Source organism: Streptosporangium sp. NPDC048886 (genome assembly GCF_055586905.1).
Window position 1 is genome coordinate 1 of sequence record NZ_JBVJHH010000046.1, and the last position, 18,987, is coordinate 18,987.

The window sequence follows — 18,987 nt, forward strand, 5'->3', positions numbered from 1 at the left end:
CCGCCGGTGGTGCGCGGCCCGGCCCGACCGCGCAGCCCCCTGACCCCCGCGCCCCAAAACCCCGCGCGCGGGGGCGGCGGGTACCCGAAAACCACCCCCCCGCCCCGGCTCTCGGAGCGCCTACGGCGTGCGCTCAGGCATCCCGCCCAGAACCTTTGCCCGGACCCCCTTCGGCAGGCCGACGATCGCGGACCTCCGCCGCCTGCGGCGCCCTTCGCACCGGCCGGCGCCCGCGCCCGGACAGACGGACGCCCCGCCGTCTCCGGCGGGGCGGGCACCTCCGTCAGCGGCCGCCTGGACGCCGCCGGCCCCGTCACCGGGGCCCGTGGCGGCCGGGGCCGGCACGGGCCCCGGCGGTCACATCCGCGCGGCCGCGCTCATCCCGGCGCGGCCGGGCCGGATGGAGTCACCGGCCGACCGGCCCGCCCCTCCACCCGGCACGCGGCTCACCTGGCGGCGGCCTTCGACCTGGGACGGGCCACGGTCCGCTGCGGCAGGCTGGGCAGCGCGGGCTTGCGCCACAGCTGCCGCAGCACGCTGATGATCAGCGCCGGCCGCATGAGCGTCTCCGGCGGGTCGATGAGCCCGGCCACCCTCATGAACGCGGCGGTGAAGCGGGGGTCCTGGGTCGCGGCCTTCTGCAGCAGGCGCATGAACGCGTTGCCGGCCCGGACCTTCAGCGTCCGCTTCCCCTGGACGCCGGGGAAGCTGAGGTTGACGCTCGAGGTCATCTCCCACGCCGGCTTGATGATGTCGGCCACGTCCTGCTGGAACTCCTTCGGCTTCGGCGCCACCCCCCTCGCCAGGTGCCTGTGCAGGGCGAGCGCCTCAAGGGAGGCCAGCGTCTGTGCCTGGGCATACACCGGGTTGGGCGTGCACACCGCGTCACCCATGATCAGGAACCGGTCCGGCAGGTAGGGGAGCAGGTCGTAACGACGCCACATCGTGGTGGGGAAACGGAAGAGCGCCGGATCGTCGAGCGGCTCCGCCTGGATGATCGTCTCGTAGATCTCGGGCGCCGCGAGGGTCCTGACGAACTCGTTGAAGCCCTCCGGGTCCGTGGGCGGGTGGTCGCCGAGGATGCCGTAGGCGGTCAGCTCCACCTTGCCGCTGTCGGTCTTGGTGAAGATCGCGCCCCGGGGCAGCGAGGCGGAGGCGACCGGGTTGATCGAGTGGTCGGTGCCGAACGGGTCGGTGCCCGGCTTCAGCACGTAGTGCCGGCTGACATACCCCAGGCCGACCTTCATCCCCTCCTCCTGGACCCGCAGATACCCCATCTGCTCCAGCCACAGCGGAGTCCGCGAGCCACGGCCGGCGGCGTCGATCACCAGGTCCGCCTCAAGGATCTGCTCCTTGCTGCCCTTGGCCTGAGCCTGCACCCGCGCCCCGGTCACCCGGGAGTGATCGGCCGTCGTGACCAGACCGACGATGTCGGTGTTCTCCATGAAGGTGACGTTGGGCATGGCCTGCACCCGCCGGCGGACGTAGAACTCCATGATCGGGCGGGTGGCGGCGATGGAGGTCAGGCCGGCGCGGACCTGCTTCAGCGGCTCGCCGTTGAAGTACCAGCGCACGGTACCGGCCATGTCCGACAGCGGGATCCCGTCGTCGACCATCTCCTGGGTGATCCCGGGGAACATCTCCTCCAGAGCGAGCTGGCCGCGCGCGAGCAGCCCGTTGATGTGCCGGGTCTGCGGGGCGCCACGTCGCCACTCGGTCACGTCGATCAACGTGTCACGGTCCACCAGCACCACTTCGCGGTAGGCCTTGCTGAGCGCGCTGGCGGCGAACAATCCGGTGACACTTCCGCCGAGCACGACCGCACGGTCGCCGACTTTAATACTCATGGCGATCATCTCCTCGAGTCTCGATCCAGATCAGGCATTCCGATGGATGTCGCCGAACAGAATCGGACAACCACGTTCGGGACTTGCCTTGTCGACGCCGGTTCCGTTGCCGGTGGATGAGAGCCCCACATCGACCGTGCTGTTCCTTTTCTCGGCGGGACGCTTGCGAAAAGCAGCATTTCCGGACAGGCGGCGCGTCGGTGCCGCCTGTGCCACGCCCTCGCATCGTCACAAGTGAGTGTGCCGCCGGGCATCTCCTGAATTGCGTAGTCGCGCAGGTGCCGGCCGCACCCCGCGACGCCCGGCCGGTGCGTGCGCGACAGCGCAATCGAAAAGATGCCGGACCCATCCGCCGGTGTGAGGATGCGGTTGCGGAGCCCGGCGGCGGCCGCGGTGCCACCTGCCGAGCGTGCAACGGCCCAGACCGGCGTCTTCAAGCGGTGCGCGGCCTCGGGCCGGACCCGCCGTAGGACTAATTCCCCGCACCGCGAAGGTGGGTTGGCAATGAAGGCTGCCGTCATTCCAGAGGTCAATGCCGCGTGGGAGCTCCGTGAGGTGCCGACGCCACGGCCGGGCCCCGGCGAGGTGCTGATCAGGGTTCACGCGTCCGGGATCTGCCACAACGACGTGCTGGCCACACGGGGCATCATCCCCTTCCCCGCCTTCTCCCCCGCGGTCACCGGGCACGAACCGGCCGGCGAGGTCGTGGAGGTCGGCGCCGGAGTCACCTCCCGCAAGGTCGGTGACCGGGTCGGCACCACCTGGATCCAGGGGACATGCGGGCGATGCGACTACTGCGCGCTCGAACTGCCGGTCTCCGGGCAGGCGGCGTTCCGCTGCGCGGCCCCCGCGATGACGGGCTTCACCGTGCCGGGCGGGCACGCCGAATACATGGTGGCCGCCGCGAGCGGCACGGTGCTGCTCCCCGACGGCCTGGACTACGAGCTCGCCGCCCCGGTGCTGTGCGCCGGCTACACGGCCTGGTCGGCCTTCCGCGTGGGCGCCCCCAGACCGAAGGAGAGGGTCGCCGTCCTCGGCATCGGCGGTCTGGGGCACCTGGCGCTGCAGTTCGCCGCCGCCGGCGGATTCGAGACCGTGGCCATCACCCGGTCGCCGGACAAGCACGCCCTGGCCCGGGAGCTCGGCGCCGACACCGTCGTCGGCAGCGGCGAGGAACTGCTCGCCGCCGGCGGCGCCGACGTGATCCTGGCGACCGGCCCCTCCTACGCCGCCGCCACCGACAGCATGCGAGGGCTGCGGCTCGGCGGCCGGATCGTGCTGGCCGGGATCGACGGCCTGGAACCGTTCACGATCGCGCCGGACCTGGCCAGGCCGTTCTTCGCCCAGCGGCACCAGGTGCTCGGCGCCACCCACGAGGGTCCGCAGTACCTCAAGGAGGCCCTGGAGGTGGTCGCCTCCGGGAAGGTGACGCCGAAGGTGGAGGTGTTCGACAAGACCCAGGTGGCCGAGGCGCTGGACAAGGTCGCCAAGGGCGAGGTGCGTTTCAAGGCCGTCGTGACCTACTGACCGGGCGGCATACGGCTGGAGGGGCGCGGCCACCGCCGCGGCCGGCGCGACCGGGCCGCCGCCGAGCCACCCACGCCAGCCCCCCCGGGCGCCCGGCGTGCGGCCGGCGCCACCGCGACCCCTCCGGGGACACCCCCAACGCCGGCGGCACGCCACAGGGCGCTCCGGCCGTCCCCCGGCTCCGCACGCAGCGGCCCGGGGACGGCGGCGACCGGCCGCCCGCAGTCGCGGGCGCGGCACCCGCAGCGACGGCCGCGGCCGGGAACGGACGCGTGACGATTCCGCGGTCCCCGGCCCGCGTACGGCGAGAGCACACCGGCCCTCCACGGACGACGGCCTCCCGGCTGCCGTGCGGGCACTGCGCTCATACGCGGAAACCAGAAGTTCCGGCCGATATAAGGGTATGCGCTAATTTTATGACCATTCTTGGAACGGCAGGCGGGCGGAATCGGCATCCGCGAAGAAGCGCAACCATGACACCGACGGTTAAGCTCAGTTCATGTACACCAAATGTCGGGTTTGTGGCGGAAAAGTGCAGGAGTTCGTCGACCTGGGGCGGCAACCAACGGCGAATGGTTTCCTGCTGCCGCACGAGGCAGAGCAAGAATTCTTTTTCCGGCTCGCCGTCGGCGTGTGCGAACTCTGCACGATGGTGCAGCTGGTCGAGGAGGTGCCGCAGGATCTCAGATACCACGCCGGTTACCGGTACCACGCCTCCGGATCGGCCGGCCATCGTAAGCACTTCGAGCACAACGCCCGGCGTTTCCTGGAGACCGAGCTCACCGGCTCCGACCCGTTCATCGTCGAGATCGGCTGCAACGACGGCGTGATGCTCTCGACCGTCGCGCAGGCCGGCGTGCGGCACCTGGGCGTCGAGCCGTCGGCGAACGTGGCCGAACTGGCCAGGGCCAAGGGCGTCCGGGTGCTGTCGGAGTTCTTCGACGAGCAGAGCGCGGCCGCCGTCCGCTCCGAGCACGGCGAGGCCGATGTCATCTTCGGCGCCAACACCATCTGCCACATCGCGCACATCGACTCGGTCTTCCGGGGCATCGACGCGCTGCTGGCACCCAACGGCGTGTTCGTGTTCGAGGAGCCCTACCTGGGCACCATCATCGAGCGGACCGCCTTCGACCAGATCTACGACGAGCACGTCTTCTACTTCAGCGTGACCTCGGTGCAGGCGATGGCCAGGCACTTCGGGTTCGAACTGGTCAACGCCGAGCACATCCCGCTGCACGGCGGCGAGATCCGCTACACCCTGGCCAGAGCCGGCGCGCGCACCCCGGCGCCGGCCGTCAACGCGCTGCTCGCCGAGGAGCGCGCCCGCAGGCTGTCGGAGACCGAGACGTTCGAGCACTTCGGGCAGACCGTCAAGCGCGTGCGAGACGACCTCGTTGCGCTGCTGCACAAGATCCGATCGGACGGGCAGCGGGTGGTCGGCTACGGCGCGCCGGGCAAGAGCTCGACGGTCACCAACTACTGCGGGATCGGGCCGGAGCTGGTCCCGTTCGTGTGCGACTCCACCCCGTCCAAGCAGGGACACCTCGTGCCCGGTTCGCACCTGCCGGTGAAGCCGCCGGAGGCCTTCTCCGCCCCTTACCCGGACTACGCCCTGCTGTTCGCCTGGAACCACGCAGAAGAGATCATGGCCAAGGAGCAGGGCTTCCGCGAGGCCGGCGGCCGCTGGATCCTCTACGTGCCCGAGGTCCACATCGTCTGAGACCCGCAGCAACGCCATCGGGGCGCCCCCTCCGGCAGTCGGAGGGGGCGCCCCGATCGTGTGTGCCTGCGGTCATCCGCTGCGGTCCGCCACGGCGAGCCTCACGCCCCTGGCGCCGCCGAGGCGCTCGCTCACGCACTCGCGCACCGCCCCGATGATCCGCTCGACATCGGCGTCGGTCAGCGCCTGGTGCATCGGCAGCAGCAGCGTCCTGTCGGCCGCGGCCTCCGCGTTGGGCAGCAGGGCGCCCGACCCGTAGGCCGCGACCTTGTGCAGCAGCGGGTAGCGGAAGGTGGTGTAGATGCCGCGCTCGTAGAGGTCACGCGCGATCTCGTCCCTGATGCCGCCCTCGAACTGCACCCAGTACATGTAGTAGGAGGACTCGTGGCCGGCGGGCAGCGGCGGCGGGCACAGCAGGCCGTCGAGGCCGGCCAGCCCGCTGTCGTAGCGCCGCGCGATCTCACGCCGGCGCTCGATGAACTCCGGCAGCCGGCTCAGCTGGACGTTCCCGATGGCGGTCAGCACGTCGTTGGTGACCGAGCGCCTGGAGAACGACGAGATCTCGAAATCCCACCACCGCGTGCGGGCACGCAGCGCCTGGTCATACCCGCTCTTCTGCTCCAGGCCGAAATAGGCCAGCTTGGGCGCGCGCGCCGCCAGCTCGGGGTCGCGCACGTACAGCATCCCGCCGTCGACCGTCACAACGATCTTGCCGTGATCGAAGCTCCAGACCCCCATGTCCCCGAACGTCCCGCACGGCCGGCCGTCGACGCGCGAGGCGATCGCGATCGCGGCGTCCTCGATCAGGAGGATCCCGCGGTCCCTGCACAGCTGCGCGATCTGGGCGACCTCCCCCGGATAACCGCCGTAGTGCAGGATGAGCACCGCCTTGGTCCGCGGCGTCAGCACGGCCTCGACGTCGGCGACGGTGGGGTTCAGCGTCCGCGGATCGACGTCGCAGAACACCGGCTGCGCGCCGCGCGCGGCGATGGCGTTGCCCGCGCCGACGAAACTCACCGTCGGCAGGACCACCTCCGAGCCCGGGCCGACACCGGCCAGCTCCATCGCTATGAACGTCGCCTCGGTGCAGGAGTTGACCGATGTCACATGCTCCCGGCCGACACCGATATGACGCGCGAACCCCGCCTCGAACTCGTTCGCCCTCTCACCACGGCCGACCCAGTTGCTCTCGAAGACCTCCCGCACCGCCGCCAGCTCCTGTTCACCGAGCGACGGTTGAAAAACGTTGATCATGTCGACCATCAGGTTCTCCTTCACGGACGTGGTGCGAGGCGGCCCGGCGACGCCGTCTGCGGCGGATCCGGCCGTGCCACCCGCCGGGTGGGCGCCGGTGATTGCGGTCAGGAGGCCGGTGCCGGCCCCTGTCCTTCCTGCTGTCCGGCCTCGGCCGACGCCCCCTGCGCGCACCCCGCCGGCGGGAGATGCCGGAGCGTGACGACGGCCGGCACGGCCCGTCCCGGCCCGGACGGCGGACCGGCCCCGGACTCATCGCCACCCGGCCGCAGCCCCCCGCCCCTCCCGGCGGCGACCAATGAGTGGCGGCACTCCGCGGCGACGCCGTACGGAGTGATCATCTCAGTGACCGCACGCCGGGGCATCTTCTCGAATGCGATGCGAGGACCACACCGCCGGCGATCCACCCCGCCGCCACCGCGGAACCCGCAGCGGGACACCACCACCGTGCCGCGCGGCATCGCACTCCAGAAGGTGCGGACCACAAGTGCCGCGATCATGCTTGGTGGAGACGTCGTGTCAGGAGCGACGAGTATCTGAGACGCGAGCAGGAAGGGCTGGATCCGAGGAGGCGACAGAGCCACAACCAGGAAGGCGCTTCCCTTCAGGTCGCGGTCGCGGCCGTGGACCGGGCAGTGCTTCCGCCTTTCGCTCGCCTTCCATCTGCGGAGGAGATCCATGGCCGCCAGCGTCACCATCACGGATGCCGACTACTTGCGGATCATCATTCACGGCACGACCGCATTCGAGTTGCTGCGCACCGGGCTTGAGTTCGACCTCTTCGAGCTTCTGGAGGGGGCGGGAGGGATGGACCTCAAGGAGGTCGCAGCGGCGATCGGCGTCGAGGAGCAGCCCGCGCGCGTCCTGCTGCTCGGGCTGACCTCCCTGCTGCTGCTGGAGAAGCAGGGCGACAAGTACGTCAACAGCGAGATGGCCCGGCGCAAGCTGCTGCGCTCCGGTGAGCGCTTCCTCGGCCCGCTCATCGACATCCAAGCCAAGATCATCAATGCCAGCCTGGTCGACTTCGCCGAGTCCATGCGGCAGAACACCAACGTGGGGCTGCGCCACATCAGCGGCCCGGGCACGACGCTGTACCAGCGCCTCACCGCCCACCCCGAGCTGCAGAAGGTCTTCTACGACAACATGGGCGACGCCTCGCAGCGGGCCTTCGCGCAGATCCTCGACCGCTACGACTTCTCCAACATCCGCCACGCCATCGACATCGGCGGCGGCGACGGCACCAACAGCATCGAGCTGGCACGGCGCTACCCGCAGCTGGAGATGACGGTCTTCGACCAGGAGAGCGTCACCCGGCTCGCCTCGCAGCGGATCGAGGACCCGGACCTGCACAAGCGGGTGCACTTCCACGCCGGCGACCTGTTCGCCGACCCGCTGCCCCAGGGCGCCGACGCGATCCTCTTCTTCCACATCTTCGAGATCTGGTCGCTGGAGCGCAACACCGAACTGCTGCGCAAGTGCTACGACGCGCTGCCCGAGGGGGGTGTGTGCCTGGTCTACAACTTCACCTCCAACGACGAGGGCACCGGGTCGATGAGCGGCGGACTGGTGTCACCGTACTTCCTGGCGCTGGCCTCCGGCGAAGGCATGACCTACTCGCCCAACGACATGGAGAAGGCCGTCCTCGACGCGGGCTTCTCGCGCATCGAGCGCTACCAGGACATGGGTTTCAGTCACACACTCGTCGTCGGCCACAAGTAAGAACCCCGTTCCACTGGTTCTGAGCTGCTCTCGAGGCCCCGGAGGGAGGCCTGCGACGAGCGAAGGAGGGCTCTGGTGCAAGGACAAGGGGATGACCGTGGCCGGCGCCGTTTTCAAGACCGTCAACACGATGACGCGGGACCGCCGATGAACTCCCCCGAACCCGTCGCCATCATCGGGATGGCCTGCAGATTCGCCGGGGACATCGACTCCCCGGACAAGTTCTGGACCCTCCTGCGCGAGGGCGGCGACACCATCGGGGAGCTCCCCCGGGACCGCTGGGACTGGTACGCCTCCCAAGGCCGGGAGCACGCCGCCGCGGTGCGCGACGTGACCCGGCGCGGCGCGTTCCTCAACGACGTCAAGGGCTTCGACGCCGACTTCTTCGACATCACCCCGCGCGAGGCCGCCCTCATGGACCCGCAACAGCGCATCGTGCTGGAGCTGGCCTGGGAGGCGCTCGAACACGCCGGAATCCCACCCCGCGATCTCGGCGGGAGCGACACCGGGGTCTTCATGGGAGTCGGCGCGGACGACTACGGCCGCAGGCTGCTGGAGGACCTTCCCCGCATCGAGGCGTGGACCGGCATCGGCGGCGCCTACTGCGCGGTGGCCAACCGCGTCTCCTACGCGATGGACCTGCGCGGCCCGAGCGTGGCGGTCGACACCGCCTGCTCGTCCTCACTGGTGGCCATCCACCTGGCGGCGCAGGCGCTGCGCGCCGGGGAGTGCCCCGTGGCACTCGCCGGAGGCGTGCTGGTGATGGCCGCGCCGGGACTGTCCCTGGTGCTCGACGCCGCCGGCGCCACCTCACCGGACGGGCGCAGCAAGTCCTTCGACGCCGACGCCGACGGCTACGGCCGCGGCGAGGGCGGCGGCGTCGTCGTCCTGAAGCTGCTGTCGGACGCCCGGCGCGACGGCGACCGGGTGCTCGCGGTCGTCCGGGGCAGCGCCGTACACCAGGACGGGCGGACCAACGGCATCATGGCGCCCAGCGGCGAGGCACAGGCCCATCTCATGCGCCGCGCCTACCGGGCCGCCGGGATCGACCCGGCCACGGTCGGCTACGTGGAGGCGCACGGCACCGGGACCCGGGTCGGCGACCCGCTCGAAGCCGGGGCGATGACCTCGGTGTTCGGGCCCGGCCGCCCCGAGGGGCAGCCCTGCCTGATCGGGTCTGTCAAGCCGAACATCGGCCACCTCGAAGCCGGCGCCGGCGTGGCAGGCGTGATCAAGACGGTGCTCGCGCTGCGGCACGCCGAGATCCCGCCGAGCCTGAACTTCACCACGCCCAACCCCGCCATCCCCTGGGACACCTCCGGCCTGCGGGTGACGACGGAGCTGACCCCGTGGCCGGACACCGGCGGGCCCCGACGGGCCGGCGTGTCCGGGTACGGCTACGGCGGAACGATCGCGCACGTCATCCTGGAAGCGGCCGACGCGCCCGCCCAGCAGGCCGCCGACGACAGCGGCCCGGCCCTGTACCCGCTGTCGGCAGCCAGCCAGGCCGCCGTCGGCCAGTACGCCGGCCGCCTCGCCGACCGGCTCACGCGAGACGGCGAGACGAAGACCGCCGACGTCGGCCACACGCTGGCGCACCGGCGCACCCACCTGCCCCACCGGGCCGCGGTGTTCGCCGCCGACCGCGAGCAACTGATCGCGCGACTGCGCGAGCTGGCCGAATCCGGCACGGGGGCGGCCACCGGAACCGTGCCACCGTCCACCGGCCGCGGCCTCGTCTGGGTCTTCTCCGGGCACGGCTCCCAGTGGACCGGGATGGCCCGCGAGCTGCTGGCCACCGACCCGGTCTTCGCCGGAGTGATCGACCAGCTGGAGCCGGTGTTCGTCGAGGAAATGGGCGTCTCACCCCGCTCGACGATCCTCGACGACGCCCCGCAACCGGTCGACGTCATCCAACCGATGATCTTCGCGGTGCAGACGGCGCTCGCCGCACTCTGGCGGGCCGGCGGCGTACGGCCCGACGCGGTCATCGGCCACTCGGTCGGCGAGATCGCCGCGGCGGTCACCGCCGGGGTGCTCACCCTCGAACAGGGCGCGAGGCTGGTCTGCCGGCGTTCGGTGCTGCTGCGCCAGGTCGCCGGCCGGGGCGCCATGGCCATGGTGAACCTGCCGCCGCAGGAGGCCGAACAGCGCCTCGGCGACCGGCGCGACCTCGCGGTGGCGGTCGCCGCCGCCACCGGATCGGCCGTGGTCTCCGGCGACATCGAAGCCGTCCGGGAGATCAGCCAGCGGTGGCAGGCCGAAGGGCTCGGCGTCCGCCAGGTCGACTCCGACGTGGCCTTCCACAGCCCGCACATGGACCCGCTGCTCGACGCGCTGGCCGCGGCCGCCGCCGACCTGCCGCCGCAGCCGCCCACCATTCCCGTCTACACCACGGCACTGCAGGACCCCCGCTCCACCGCGCCGCGAGACGGCTCCTACTGGGCGGCCAACCTGCGCGGGCAGGTGCGCTTCGCCCAGGCCGTGACCGCGGCCGTCGAGGACGGCTACCGCCTGTTCGTCGAGGTCTCCCCCCACCCCGTCGTGGAACACTCCATCAACGAGACGCTCGACGGGCTCGGCGTCGAGGACGCCTTCGTCACGCACTCCCTGCGCCGCAACCGGCCCGAACGCGAGACGCTGCTCACCAACCTCGGCCTGCTGTACTGCCACGGCGCCGAGGTGGACTGGTCGGCCCTGTGGCCGGGCGGCACGCTCGCCGACCTGCCGACGACGGCCTGGCAGCACAGACCGCACTGGAGCGAGGAGCCGGTGGGCCGCTCCTCCCTGACCGAACAGCACGACCCGGCCAGCCACACCCTGCTCGGCGGGCGGACCAGCGTCATCGGCACGACCCCGGCACAGGCGTGGCTGACCTACCTCGACCGCGACTCCCGCCCCTACCCCGGCGACCACCCGGTCCGCGAGGTGGAGATCATCCCGGCAGCGGTCCTGCTGAACACCTTCCTCACCGCCGCCGCCTCCACCGGGCCCTGGCCGGATCTGACCGACGTGGCCCTACGCGTGCCGGTCAGCGTCACCAGCCCCCGCAACCTGCAGATCGTCCTGCAGGACGGCACGGTCCGGCTGTCGTCCCAGATCGCCGACGACGGCGACGACGACAAGGGCTGGGTCACGCACACCACCGCGGCCGTCGAGCCGCACTCCGCCCCGGGCACGGACCCCGAGTCGGACGAGGTGGTGGCCGGGGAAGAACTGCCCACCGACTACGTCGTCGACCGGCTCGCCGCGCTCGGCGTGGCCGCCATGGGCTTCCCCTGGGCGGTGGAACGGATCCAGCTCGGCGAAGGCACCATCGTGGCCACCGTCCGCGCCGACCAGGACGCCGACACCGTGCCCACCACGTGGGCGCCCATCCTGGACGCCGCCCTGTCGACCGCCTCGGTGGCCTTCCCCGGACCGCCGATCCTGCGCATGCCCGCGCACATCCACCGCGTCACCCTCGCCGAGACCTCACCGGCACGGGCCCGCGTCACCGTGCGCGTGACCGGCGACGACGCCGTCGACGTGGAGATCGCCGACCTCGACGGCACCGTCGTCGGCAGGCTGTCGCGGCTGCGGTACGGCGTGCTGGACAGCGACGTCGGAGCGGTCACCAACCCGCGCCGCCTGGTGCACGAGATCACCTGGCGGCCGGCGGAGCGCAAGGAGTCCCTGATCACGCCGGAGATGGTCCTCATCGGCCCCGACACGGCGCTGCTCGGCAGGCTGACCGAGCGGCTCGGCGGCTCGGGCATCCCGCACCGCATCGCCGCCACGCCGGAGGAGCTGCGCGACTCCGAACTGACCGGCGACCACATCGTCCTGGTCGTGCCGGCGCTGGGAGCGCCCGGCGAGGTGGACGAGACGGCGGCCCATGCCTCGTGGCTGCTGGCGCGGACCGCGCAGCGGCTGGCCGGCACCGGGCTGGTCACCCCCGCCCGGCTGTGGTGCGTCACCCAGGGCGTGCGCGAGAGCGCGGACGAGCGGGCGCTGGGACACGGCCCGCTGTGGGGCCTGGGACGGATCATCGGCGGCGAGCATCCCGAGTTCTGGGGCGGCGTCGTCGACATCGGGCAGTCACCGGAGGACGTGCCCGGCCTCATCTCCGTCGTGCGCACCATGCGCGGCGAGGACGTGGTCGTGGTGCGCGACGGCGAGCCGTCACTGCCCCGCCTGCACCGGCTGGAGGGCGACCCCGTCCGCCAGCCGATGACCTGCCAGCCGGACGGCACCTACCTGATCACCGGTGGCCTCGGCGTCCTCGGCCTGGAGGTCGCGCACTGGCTGGCCGACCGGGGCGGACGGCGGATCGTGCTGGCCGGGCGTCGGGCGCTGCCGCCCCGGGACGCCTGGGACCGGCTCACCGACCCCACCGAGCTGGCGCAGGTGGAGGCGATCCGATCGCTGGAACGGCTCGGCGTCACCGTGGTCACGGTGGCGGTGGACATCGCCGACGCCGAGGCCGCGGCGAAGCTGCTGTCGGCCGCCTCACTCGGGCTGCCCCCCATCCGGGGCGTCGTGCACGCCGCCGGCGTCCTGGACAACCACACCCTCCGCACCCTCGACGAGGGATCGCTGCGCACCGTCCTGCGACCCAAGGTGAACGGCGCGCTGGTGCTGCACAGCCTGTTCCCGCCGGGCAGCGTGGACTTCTTCGTGCTGTTCTCCTCCAGCGGCCAGCTGCTCGGCCTGCCCGGCCAGGCCAGCTACGCCGCAGGCAACGCCTTCCTCGACGCGCTGGCCGCCCACCGCCGGGCCGCCGGGGACAGCGCGACGACCAGCTTCGGCTGGACCTCCTGGCGGGGGCTGGGCATGTCCACCTCCTCCGCCGTCATCGACGCCGAGCTGGCCGCGCGCGGCACGGCCGACATCAGCCTCACCGAGGCCTTCGGCGCCTGGGAGCTGGCCGAGCGCTACGACCTCGGCTACGCGGCCGTCCTGCGCACCATCCCGCTGGAGGCGGGCGAGCGCAGGCTCCCGCTGCTCAGCGAGCTGCCGTCGGACGCCCCCGCCGAGGAGAGCGCGGCCGAGCAGACGGCCTCCCCGTGGATCGGCCTCAACGGGCCCGATCTGCACCTGTTCCTGACCGAGGAGATCCGCCGCCAGGTCGCCGCCGAGACGAAACTCGCGGCGACCGAGGTGGACCCGCGCCACCCCCTCATCGAGATGGGCCTCGACTCGGTCATGACGATGCGGATCCGGCGCGGGCTGGAGAAACGGTTCCGGCTGCCGCTGCCGGTCACGTTGTTCTGGGACCGGCCCACCATCGACGCGGTCGCCTCCCTGCTGGCCGAGCGCATCGACGGCTCCGAATCCACCCCGCTCAGTGAAGGGAGCGTGCGATGAAGCTCGACGGGGTGGTGCCCTGGCCCGCCGACCTGGCCTACGCCTACCGGGCGGCCGGCTGCTGGCGGGGCCGTCCACTGGGCTCCTACCTGTGGGAATGGGCCGAACAGCGGGGCGAGCGGATCGCGGTGGTCGACGGCGGCCACCGGCTGACCTACCGCGACCTGGCGGTGAAGGCCGACGCCCTGGCCGAGCGGCTCGCCGACCCCGGCCTCGACCACGGCGACACCGTCCTGGTCCAGCTCCCGAACTGCTGGGAGTTCGTCGTGGTCACCCTGGCCTGCTTCCGCCTCGGAGTGGTGCCGGTGATGATGCTGCCGCCGCACCGCGAGCACGAGCTGGTCTCGATCGGGACGCACGTGCGGGCCAAGGCCCTGATCGTCCCCGACACCTGGCGCGGCTACGACCACCAGGACCTCGCCCACCGGGTGGCGGCCGCGCTGCCCGGGCCGGCGCGGGTGCTGGTGGTGGGCCAGGAGGTGCGGCCGGACAGCGTCGACGTGCGCGGCCTGCTCGGGCAGGACGGCGACAGCACGGCCCGGCGCCGCCGGCTCGACGGGCGGGCGCCCTCCGGCTCCGACGTCGCGGTGTTCCTGCTGTCCGGGGGGACCACCGGCGTGCCCAAGGTGATCAGCCGGACCCACGACGACTACGAGTACAACATCCGGCGCAGCGCCAGGGCCTGCGACTTCGGCCCGGACACGGTCTACCTCGCCGTACTGCCGGCCGGCCACAACTTCCCGCTGGCCAGCCCGGGGATCCTCGGCGCGCTGTTCTCCGGCGGCCGGGCCGTCCTGCTGCCCTCCCCCCGCCCGGAGCCGGTGTTCGAGGCGATCGAGGCCGAGGGCGTCACCGCCACCTCGGCCGTCCCCGCCGTGGTGCTCAAATGGATGGAGAAGGCCGCCACCAGCCGCCGCGACCTGTCCAGCCTGCGCTACGTCCACGTCGGCGGGTCCGTGCTGTCGCCGGAGATCGCCGCGCGGATCGGCCCGGCCCTGGGCTGCCGCCTGCAGCAGGTGTACGGCATGGCCGAGGGCCTCATCTGCTACACCCCGGCCGACGCCTCCGAGGAGGTGGCCCACACCACGCAGGGCGCCCCCGTCAGCCCCTACGACGAGCTGCTGGTGGCCGACCCGGACGGGCACCCGGTGCTGCCCGGGGAGATCGGCGAGCTGCTCACCCGCGGTCCGTACACCCCGCGCGGCTACTACGGGGTACCCGATCAGAACAGCGTCTCCTTCACCCCCGACGGCTGGTTCCGCACCGGTGACCTGGTGCGGATCACGCCGGAGGGCAACGTGGTGGTCTGCGGCCGGGTCAAGGACCTGATCAACCGGGCGGGCGAGAAGATCTCGGCCGGCGAGATCGAGACCCTGGTGCAGGAGATGCCGCAGGTGGCCGAGGTCGCCGCGGTGGCCATGCCCGACCCGGAGGTAGGCGAACGGGTCTGCCTGTTCGCCCGCCTGCACCCCGGCCACGAGCTGACGCTCGGCGACGTCTCCGCCGCCCTCACCGCCCGCGGCCTGGCCGCGTTCAAGATCCCCGAACGGCTTGAGGTGCTGGACGACCTGCCGCACACCCCGATCGGCAAACCCGACAAGAAGGTGCTGCAGAAACTTCTGCTCGCCGACGTCGCGGGGCCGGGCACCGCCTGAGGCCGCCAGGACCGCGGTCCCGCACCGGCTCGGCGGTGCGGGACCGTTTCGGTCTCATCCGCCGGCGCCCGGCCGGTGCGCGGGCCGGGCGCCGGCGGCCTCAGCCGTTCCTGGTGCCGAGCACGCGGGCGAGCAGCTCGGCGAACTCGATCGGATGCGTCACATAGCCGACATGGCCCCCGGGAAAATCCACGATCCCGATGCCGAACCGTTCGGCCAGCACCGTGTTGGGACGGTAGGGGAAGTGCTCACGCGACGCGCTCCCGCCGGCCAGGACCAGCCGGTCCGACACCGACTCCAGCGCCGCCAGGTCGGGGACGAAAGCCGGATAGGTCAGGATCTCGTGCTCGAACCAGAACACCTGGTTGCGGCGGAGCCGGGAGAGCATCTCGGCCAGCTGCTGCGGGGGCAGCTCAGCGTCCTTCGGCGGCCGCGTCGGGCTGGTCATGCCCATGCGGGTCCTGAAGACCTCCCTGGCCGCCTCGATGCCGGAACTCTGATAGGTGTCGTACAGGTCGGCGTAGAACCCGAGCCACCGGTCGGAGTCGGGCAGTATGGACGCCAGCGGCGGCTCGTGTGAGATCAGCGTCCGGACCTGGTCGGGATGCCGCTCCAGCAGGGCCAGCGCGATGATGGCCCCGGAGCTGCTGCCGAACACGTGCGCGGGCGTCTGGGCCAGGTGGCCGAGCAGGCGGTGGATGTCGTCGACGTCAGCCTCCAGCCGCCGCCCGCCCTCCACCGGTCCGTCGAGCGGGCTGCGGGAGAAACCGCGCCGGTCGTATGTGATGACCGTGTAGCGGTCGGCGAGCGCGTCCGCCATCGGCCCGAGCGGGGCGGCGTCGCCGTTCCCGCTGGGGATCAGCAGCAGCACGGGGCCGGTGCCGCGCACCTCGTAGTAGAGGCTCGCACCCGGCAGGGGGAGCATGTCGATCGTTGGCGTGCGCATCGGGCCTCCAGGTTGCCGGTCAGCGGGAGCAGATCACCGCGCGTGTCCGCCCCCGTCAGGGGTCCACGCCCTGCGAGCCGACCGGGACGGACGCCGAGCTCCTGGCAGCCGTACGACTGCCAGGAGCTCGGGGGGTGCACCGCTCGGCTGAGGGGGGCGTTCAGCGGCGGTGCTCGGCGGTCAGTCTCTCCAGCACAGGGACGACGCCGGACGGGCTCGGCATGGACAGCCAGTCATCGAAGACGGCCTGAGCGCCGGCCTGGTAGGAGGGGTCGGTCACCACTTTCTGGATCATCTCTCGGATCTCCTCGACCGACTGCGTGGTGTGGTCGAGCCGGGTGCCGGCGCCCCGGCTGATCACGTAGTTCGACGTGGGCGTCGCCTCGAGCTTCTTGGCCGGCAGCTCCCAGGTGGTGACGGTCTCGACGACCGCCTCGTTGATGCCGAACTCGAAGCCGATGCGGTAGGTCCCGTCCTCCATGGTGCGCGGGTCCACCTGGACCGAGCGCATCATGAGGGTCTCACCGGTGTCGCAGACGATCTGCGGGACCTTCAGCGCGGCCGAGGCGGCGTAGGTTCCTATGCCGCCGTGGTGGATGATCGCCGAGCAGGTGGGCAGCAGGTGGGTCAGGGTCACCCAGTCGATCGTCCGCACGTTGTCGGGGATGTGCTCGATCCCCTCCATCTGCAGGCTGTTCAGGGTGGCGACCAGCTCGATGTCCAGGTCGGCCACCGCCTCGATGATCTTCGGCGTGCGGCCCCAGTCACCCTTGATGAACCTGCGGGTCGACTCACCCAGCGACAGGGCCACCCGCGGCCGCTGCGGCCGCTCGTAGAGCCATTCGGGCAGGACCTCGGCGCCGTTGAACGGCACGTACCGCATCGGCACCTTGACCGCGCTGGTCGGCAGGGTCATCCCCGGCGGCATCGGGTCGATCGACCACTGTCCGTACAGCAGCTCGTCGTCGACCTCGATGCCGTACTTCTCGGCGAGCGGCCTGACCAGATCGGCCTGCGGGTTCTCCGACAGGCCGGCGGCCCTGACCTCGTCCCTGCGCTCGGCGAGCCGGTCCATGCTCCACCCGAGGTAGTCCGCACCCAGGAGCATGCGGGCGTAGGCGGCACCGGAGACACGCGCCGCCACCGGCCCGCACGCGAAGGTCGGGTCACATATCAGCAGGTCCGGCTGCCACGCCTTGGCGAAGTCGATCAGTTCCGCCGCGTACGGGAGGTCGATCCTGACGTAGTCCGAGATGGGGTTGAGCAGCCACTGGTAGTAAGCGATCCAGTGCTCGCGCCCCTCGTCGTCGAGTCCCAGGGCGTCGGCGTAACGGAGCACCTCCTCGGGCTGCGCCGGAGGCCGCGCGTCCGGCCGCATCCGCGCCTCGTCGACCGACGGGTCGCCCAGCGCCACCGCCGTCAGGCCCGTGGCCCTGATCGAGTCGGTGAACCTGGCGTGAGAGGCGACACGCACCTCGTGTCCGGCGCTCTGCAGTGCCCACGCGACCGGCACGGCCGGCCACAGGTGGGCGTGCGACGGATAGACGGTGAACAGGACTCGCATAAGGTCTCCCTTGGAAAGTGCCTTGCCTGCGGTTCGGCAATAGATCCGACGCTGCGATAGCGGCCCATGAGAGAAGCCGACGAGCCGTTCACCGGTGGCGGCCGGCGCGGTGTCCAGCAGCGCGCGGCTGCTCCCTTCTGGTTCACCACCCGCTCGCCCGAGCGCGTGTAGATCTTCGCTGCTCCATAGTCCGTGTCCGCGCGCCGCGAGACATCTCCTGAATTGCCGTATTCGACGGTGGAGCCGGCGCAGCGGCCGTACCCGTGCTCGCCGGGACGGGTACGGCCGAGGTATGACGGCCGCGGGGCGCCGGCCTGTGCGGGCACCACCCGCACAGGCCGGCGCCCCGCGCCGCCGTCAGTTCGGGTCGCGCCCGCCTATCGCGGCGAGCCGGTCGTACAGCGGCGCGTCCTCGCTCACCTTCACCTCGGGACCGATCTGGTATCCGTCCGCCTCGTCCCCGCGGAACTCCGGCTTGAGGTTGTTCCCGGCCCAGTCCAGCGCCAGCTGTCCCAGCTCGGGGTCGAGGTCGGTCGGCTGGCCGGTCGCCTTGGCGATGTCCCAGGCGTGCACCGACAGCTCCGTGATGTGCTGGCCGACCGCCCATCCGGCGTCGACCTCGCCTATGGACAGCCGCTGCGTCTGCTCCAGGGCGCCCGACTGCCGCCAGGCCGCCAGCAGCGCCTGCGCCGCCTCGCGGTAGGCGCCGGACCAGTCCTCACCGATGACGTCCACGCCGAGATGCCTGCGCTCGCCACCCGCGGTCACCTTGGCGAACTGGTGCATCTCGTCCACCACGTGGTTGACCAGCGCCCGCACGTCCCACGACCGGCACGGGGTCGGCAGCGTCTCCTGTCCGGGCCGGATCTGGGCGATGAGGGCGCCGGTCTGGTCGAGCGCCCGGGACAGCAGGTCGAGGGGGCTGTCGGTCTGGGTCATAGATGGCTGCCTTCTCTTGTTACGGCTTCTTCGCCGGTTCTTCCCGGTCACTGCCTGCGCGCCGGACGGACAAGCGTGGGTTCGGCGTTCTTCGGGGTCCTACGGGGTGGCCTGCGGCAGGGCTGCGCCACGTCATCGCGCGATCCGGTGACGGCCACGCGTGGGCCCGTGTCGCCGCGACGCCCCCATCATGTCCCCGTCGGAGGCGGTCAGGCGCGTCCTGCCGGTCGTGCCGGTCGTGGCGGTCGTGCCGGCCGCGGCGCCGCCCGGCTCGACACGGGACAGAGCACCGACACGCGCGTCTGGGCATCACAGGGCCAACGGACCGGTCCGGGGTCGTGGGCGCGCGAGGGATCCGCGGGCGCGGCCGGGACCCGGCCGCCGGGCCGGACCGCCCCTCCTGCACACCGTGGCCGGGCCGCCGTCCCCTCCGGTCATCGGCACGCTCCCGCCTTCGAACTCACCCA

General features: G+C 71.7%; 11 protein-coding genes. 5 read left to right on the plus strand and 6 right to left on the minus strand.

From position 1 onward, the window contains the following. Positions 1-446: 446 nt before the first annotated feature. Both ACZ6R6_RS39950 and ACZ6R6_RS39955 read right to left on the minus strand, forming a co-directional pair. A complete protein-coding gene (locus ACZ6R6_RS39950; RefSeq protein WP_470102136.1) occupies positions 447-1,847 on the minus strand; it encodes an FAD-binding monooxygenase in 1,401 nt (466 codons plus the stop codon). 30 nt (positions 1,848-1,877) lie between these two features. Beyond that, the gene (locus ACZ6R6_RS39955; RefSeq protein WP_306876084.1) at positions 1,878-2,063 is read right to left on the minus strand and encodes a hypothetical protein; all 186 of its coding nucleotides are present in this window, start codon (positions 2,061-2,063) and stop codon (positions 1,878-1,880) included. A 288-nt stretch (positions 2,064-2,351) separates the two neighbouring features. On the opposite strand from ACZ6R6_RS39955, the gene ACZ6R6_RS39960 reads away from it, so the two are divergent. Then, the gene (locus tag ACZ6R6_RS39960; protein WP_470102137.1) at positions 2,352-3,374 is read left to right on the plus strand and encodes an alcohol dehydrogenase catalytic domain-containing protein; all 1,023 of its coding nucleotides are present in this window, start codon (positions 2,352-2,354) and stop codon (positions 3,372-3,374) included. 499 nt (positions 3,375-3,873) lie between these two features. Next, positions 3,874-5,094: a methyltransferase domain-containing protein gene (locus ACZ6R6_RS39965; protein ID WP_470102138.1), complete on the plus strand. Its 1,221-nt coding sequence runs from the start codon at positions 3,874-3,876 to the stop codon at positions 5,092-5,094. A gap of 72 nt (positions 5,095-5,166) precedes the next feature. Here ACZ6R6_RS39965 and ACZ6R6_RS39970 read toward each other — a convergent pair whose 3' ends face one another. After that, positions 5,167-6,357, minus strand: a complete 1,191-nt coding sequence (locus tag ACZ6R6_RS39970; RefSeq protein WP_470102139.1) for a DegT/DnrJ/EryC1/StrS aminotransferase family protein — start codon at positions 6,355-6,357, stop codon at positions 5,167-5,169. A gap of 669 nt (positions 6,358-7,026) precedes the next feature. Between ACZ6R6_RS39970 and ACZ6R6_RS39975 the strand changes: the two genes are divergently transcribed. The 3 genes from ACZ6R6_RS39975 (at position 7,027) to ACZ6R6_RS39985 (ending at position 15,071) form a co-directional block, all read left to right on the plus strand. Further along, positions 7,027-8,067: a methyltransferase gene (locus ACZ6R6_RS39975; RefSeq protein WP_470102140.1), complete on the plus strand. Its 1,041-nt coding sequence runs from the start codon at positions 7,027-7,029 to the stop codon at positions 8,065-8,067. Between the two features lie 147 nt (positions 8,068-8,214). Beyond that, complete coding sequence (locus ACZ6R6_RS39980; protein ID WP_470102141.1) at positions 8,215-13,416, plus strand: type I polyketide synthase; 5,202 nt, start codon at positions 8,215-8,217, stop codon at positions 13,414-13,416. Then, on the plus strand, positions 13,413-15,071 hold the full coding sequence (locus ACZ6R6_RS39985) for a (2,3-dihydroxybenzoyl)adenylate synthase (protein ID WP_470102142.1): 1,659 nt from the start codon (positions 13,413-13,415) through the stop codon (positions 15,069-15,071). Before ACZ6R6_RS39980 ends, ACZ6R6_RS39985 begins: the two co-directional genes overlap by 4 nt. Positions 15,072-15,171: 100 nt before the next feature. Here ACZ6R6_RS39985 and ACZ6R6_RS39990 read toward each other — a convergent pair whose 3' ends face one another. The 3 genes from ACZ6R6_RS39990 to ACZ6R6_RS40000 form a co-directional block, all read right to left on the minus strand. Continuing rightward, the gene (locus tag ACZ6R6_RS39990) at positions 15,172-16,017 is read right to left on the minus strand and encodes an alpha/beta fold hydrolase (protein ID WP_470102143.1); all 846 of its coding nucleotides are present in this window, start codon (positions 16,015-16,017) and stop codon (positions 15,172-15,174) included. A gap of 160 nt (positions 16,018-16,177) precedes the next feature. Further along, positions 16,178-17,581 (minus strand): nucleotide disphospho-sugar-binding domain-containing protein, encoded by a 1,404-nt coding sequence (locus tag ACZ6R6_RS39995; RefSeq protein ID WP_306876096.1) that lies wholly within the window; start codon positions 17,579-17,581, stop codon positions 16,178-16,180. Between the two features lie 357 nt (positions 17,582-17,938). Continuing rightward, a complete protein-coding gene (locus ACZ6R6_RS40000) occupies positions 17,939-18,520 on the minus strand; it encodes a TIGR03086 family metal-binding protein (protein WP_470102144.1) in 582 nt (193 codons plus the stop codon). Between the last annotated feature and the right edge of the window lie 467 nt (positions 18,521-18,987).

What these genes read in the sequence shown, in the direction of transcription:
- ACZ6R6_RS39995 (WP_306876096.1), bottom strand. Translation starts at nt 17,581, where the DNA reads ATGCGAGTCCTGTTCACCGTCTATCCGTCGCACGCCCACCTGTGGCCG.
- ACZ6R6_RS39980 (WP_470102141.1), top strand. Translation starts at nt 8,215, where the DNA reads ATGAACTCCCCCGAACCCGTCGCCATCATCGGGATGGCCTGCAGATTC.
- ACZ6R6_RS40000 (WP_470102144.1), bottom strand. Translation starts at nt 18,520, where the DNA reads ATGACCCAGACCGACAGCCCCCTCGACCTGCTGTCCCGGGCGCTCGAC.
- ACZ6R6_RS39975 (WP_470102140.1), top strand. Translation starts at nt 7,027, where the DNA reads ATGGCCGCCAGCGTCACCATCACGGATGCCGACTACTTGCGGATCATC.
- ACZ6R6_RS39990 (WP_470102143.1), bottom strand. Translation starts at nt 16,017, where the DNA reads ATGCGCACGCCAACGATCGACATGCTCCCCCTGCCGGGTGCGAGCCTC.
- ACZ6R6_RS39985 (WP_470102142.1), top strand. Translation starts at nt 13,413, where the DNA reads ATGAAGCTCGACGGGGTGGTGCCCTGGCCCGCCGACCTGGCCTACGCC.
- ACZ6R6_RS39965 (WP_470102138.1), top strand. Translation starts at nt 3,874, where the DNA reads ATGTACACCAAATGTCGGGTTTGTGGCGGAAAAGTGCAGGAGTTCGTC.
- ACZ6R6_RS39950 (WP_470102136.1), bottom strand. Translation starts at nt 1,847, where the DNA reads ATGAGTATTAAAGTCGGCGACCGTGCGGTCGTGCTCGGCGGAAGTGTC.
- ACZ6R6_RS39970 (WP_470102139.1), bottom strand. Translation starts at nt 6,357, where the DNA reads ATGGTCGACATGATCAACGTTTTTCAACCGTCGCTCGGTGAACAGGAG.
- ACZ6R6_RS39960 (WP_470102137.1), top strand. Translation starts at nt 2,352, where the DNA reads ATGAAGGCTGCCGTCATTCCAGAGGTCAATGCCGCGTGGGAGCTCCGT.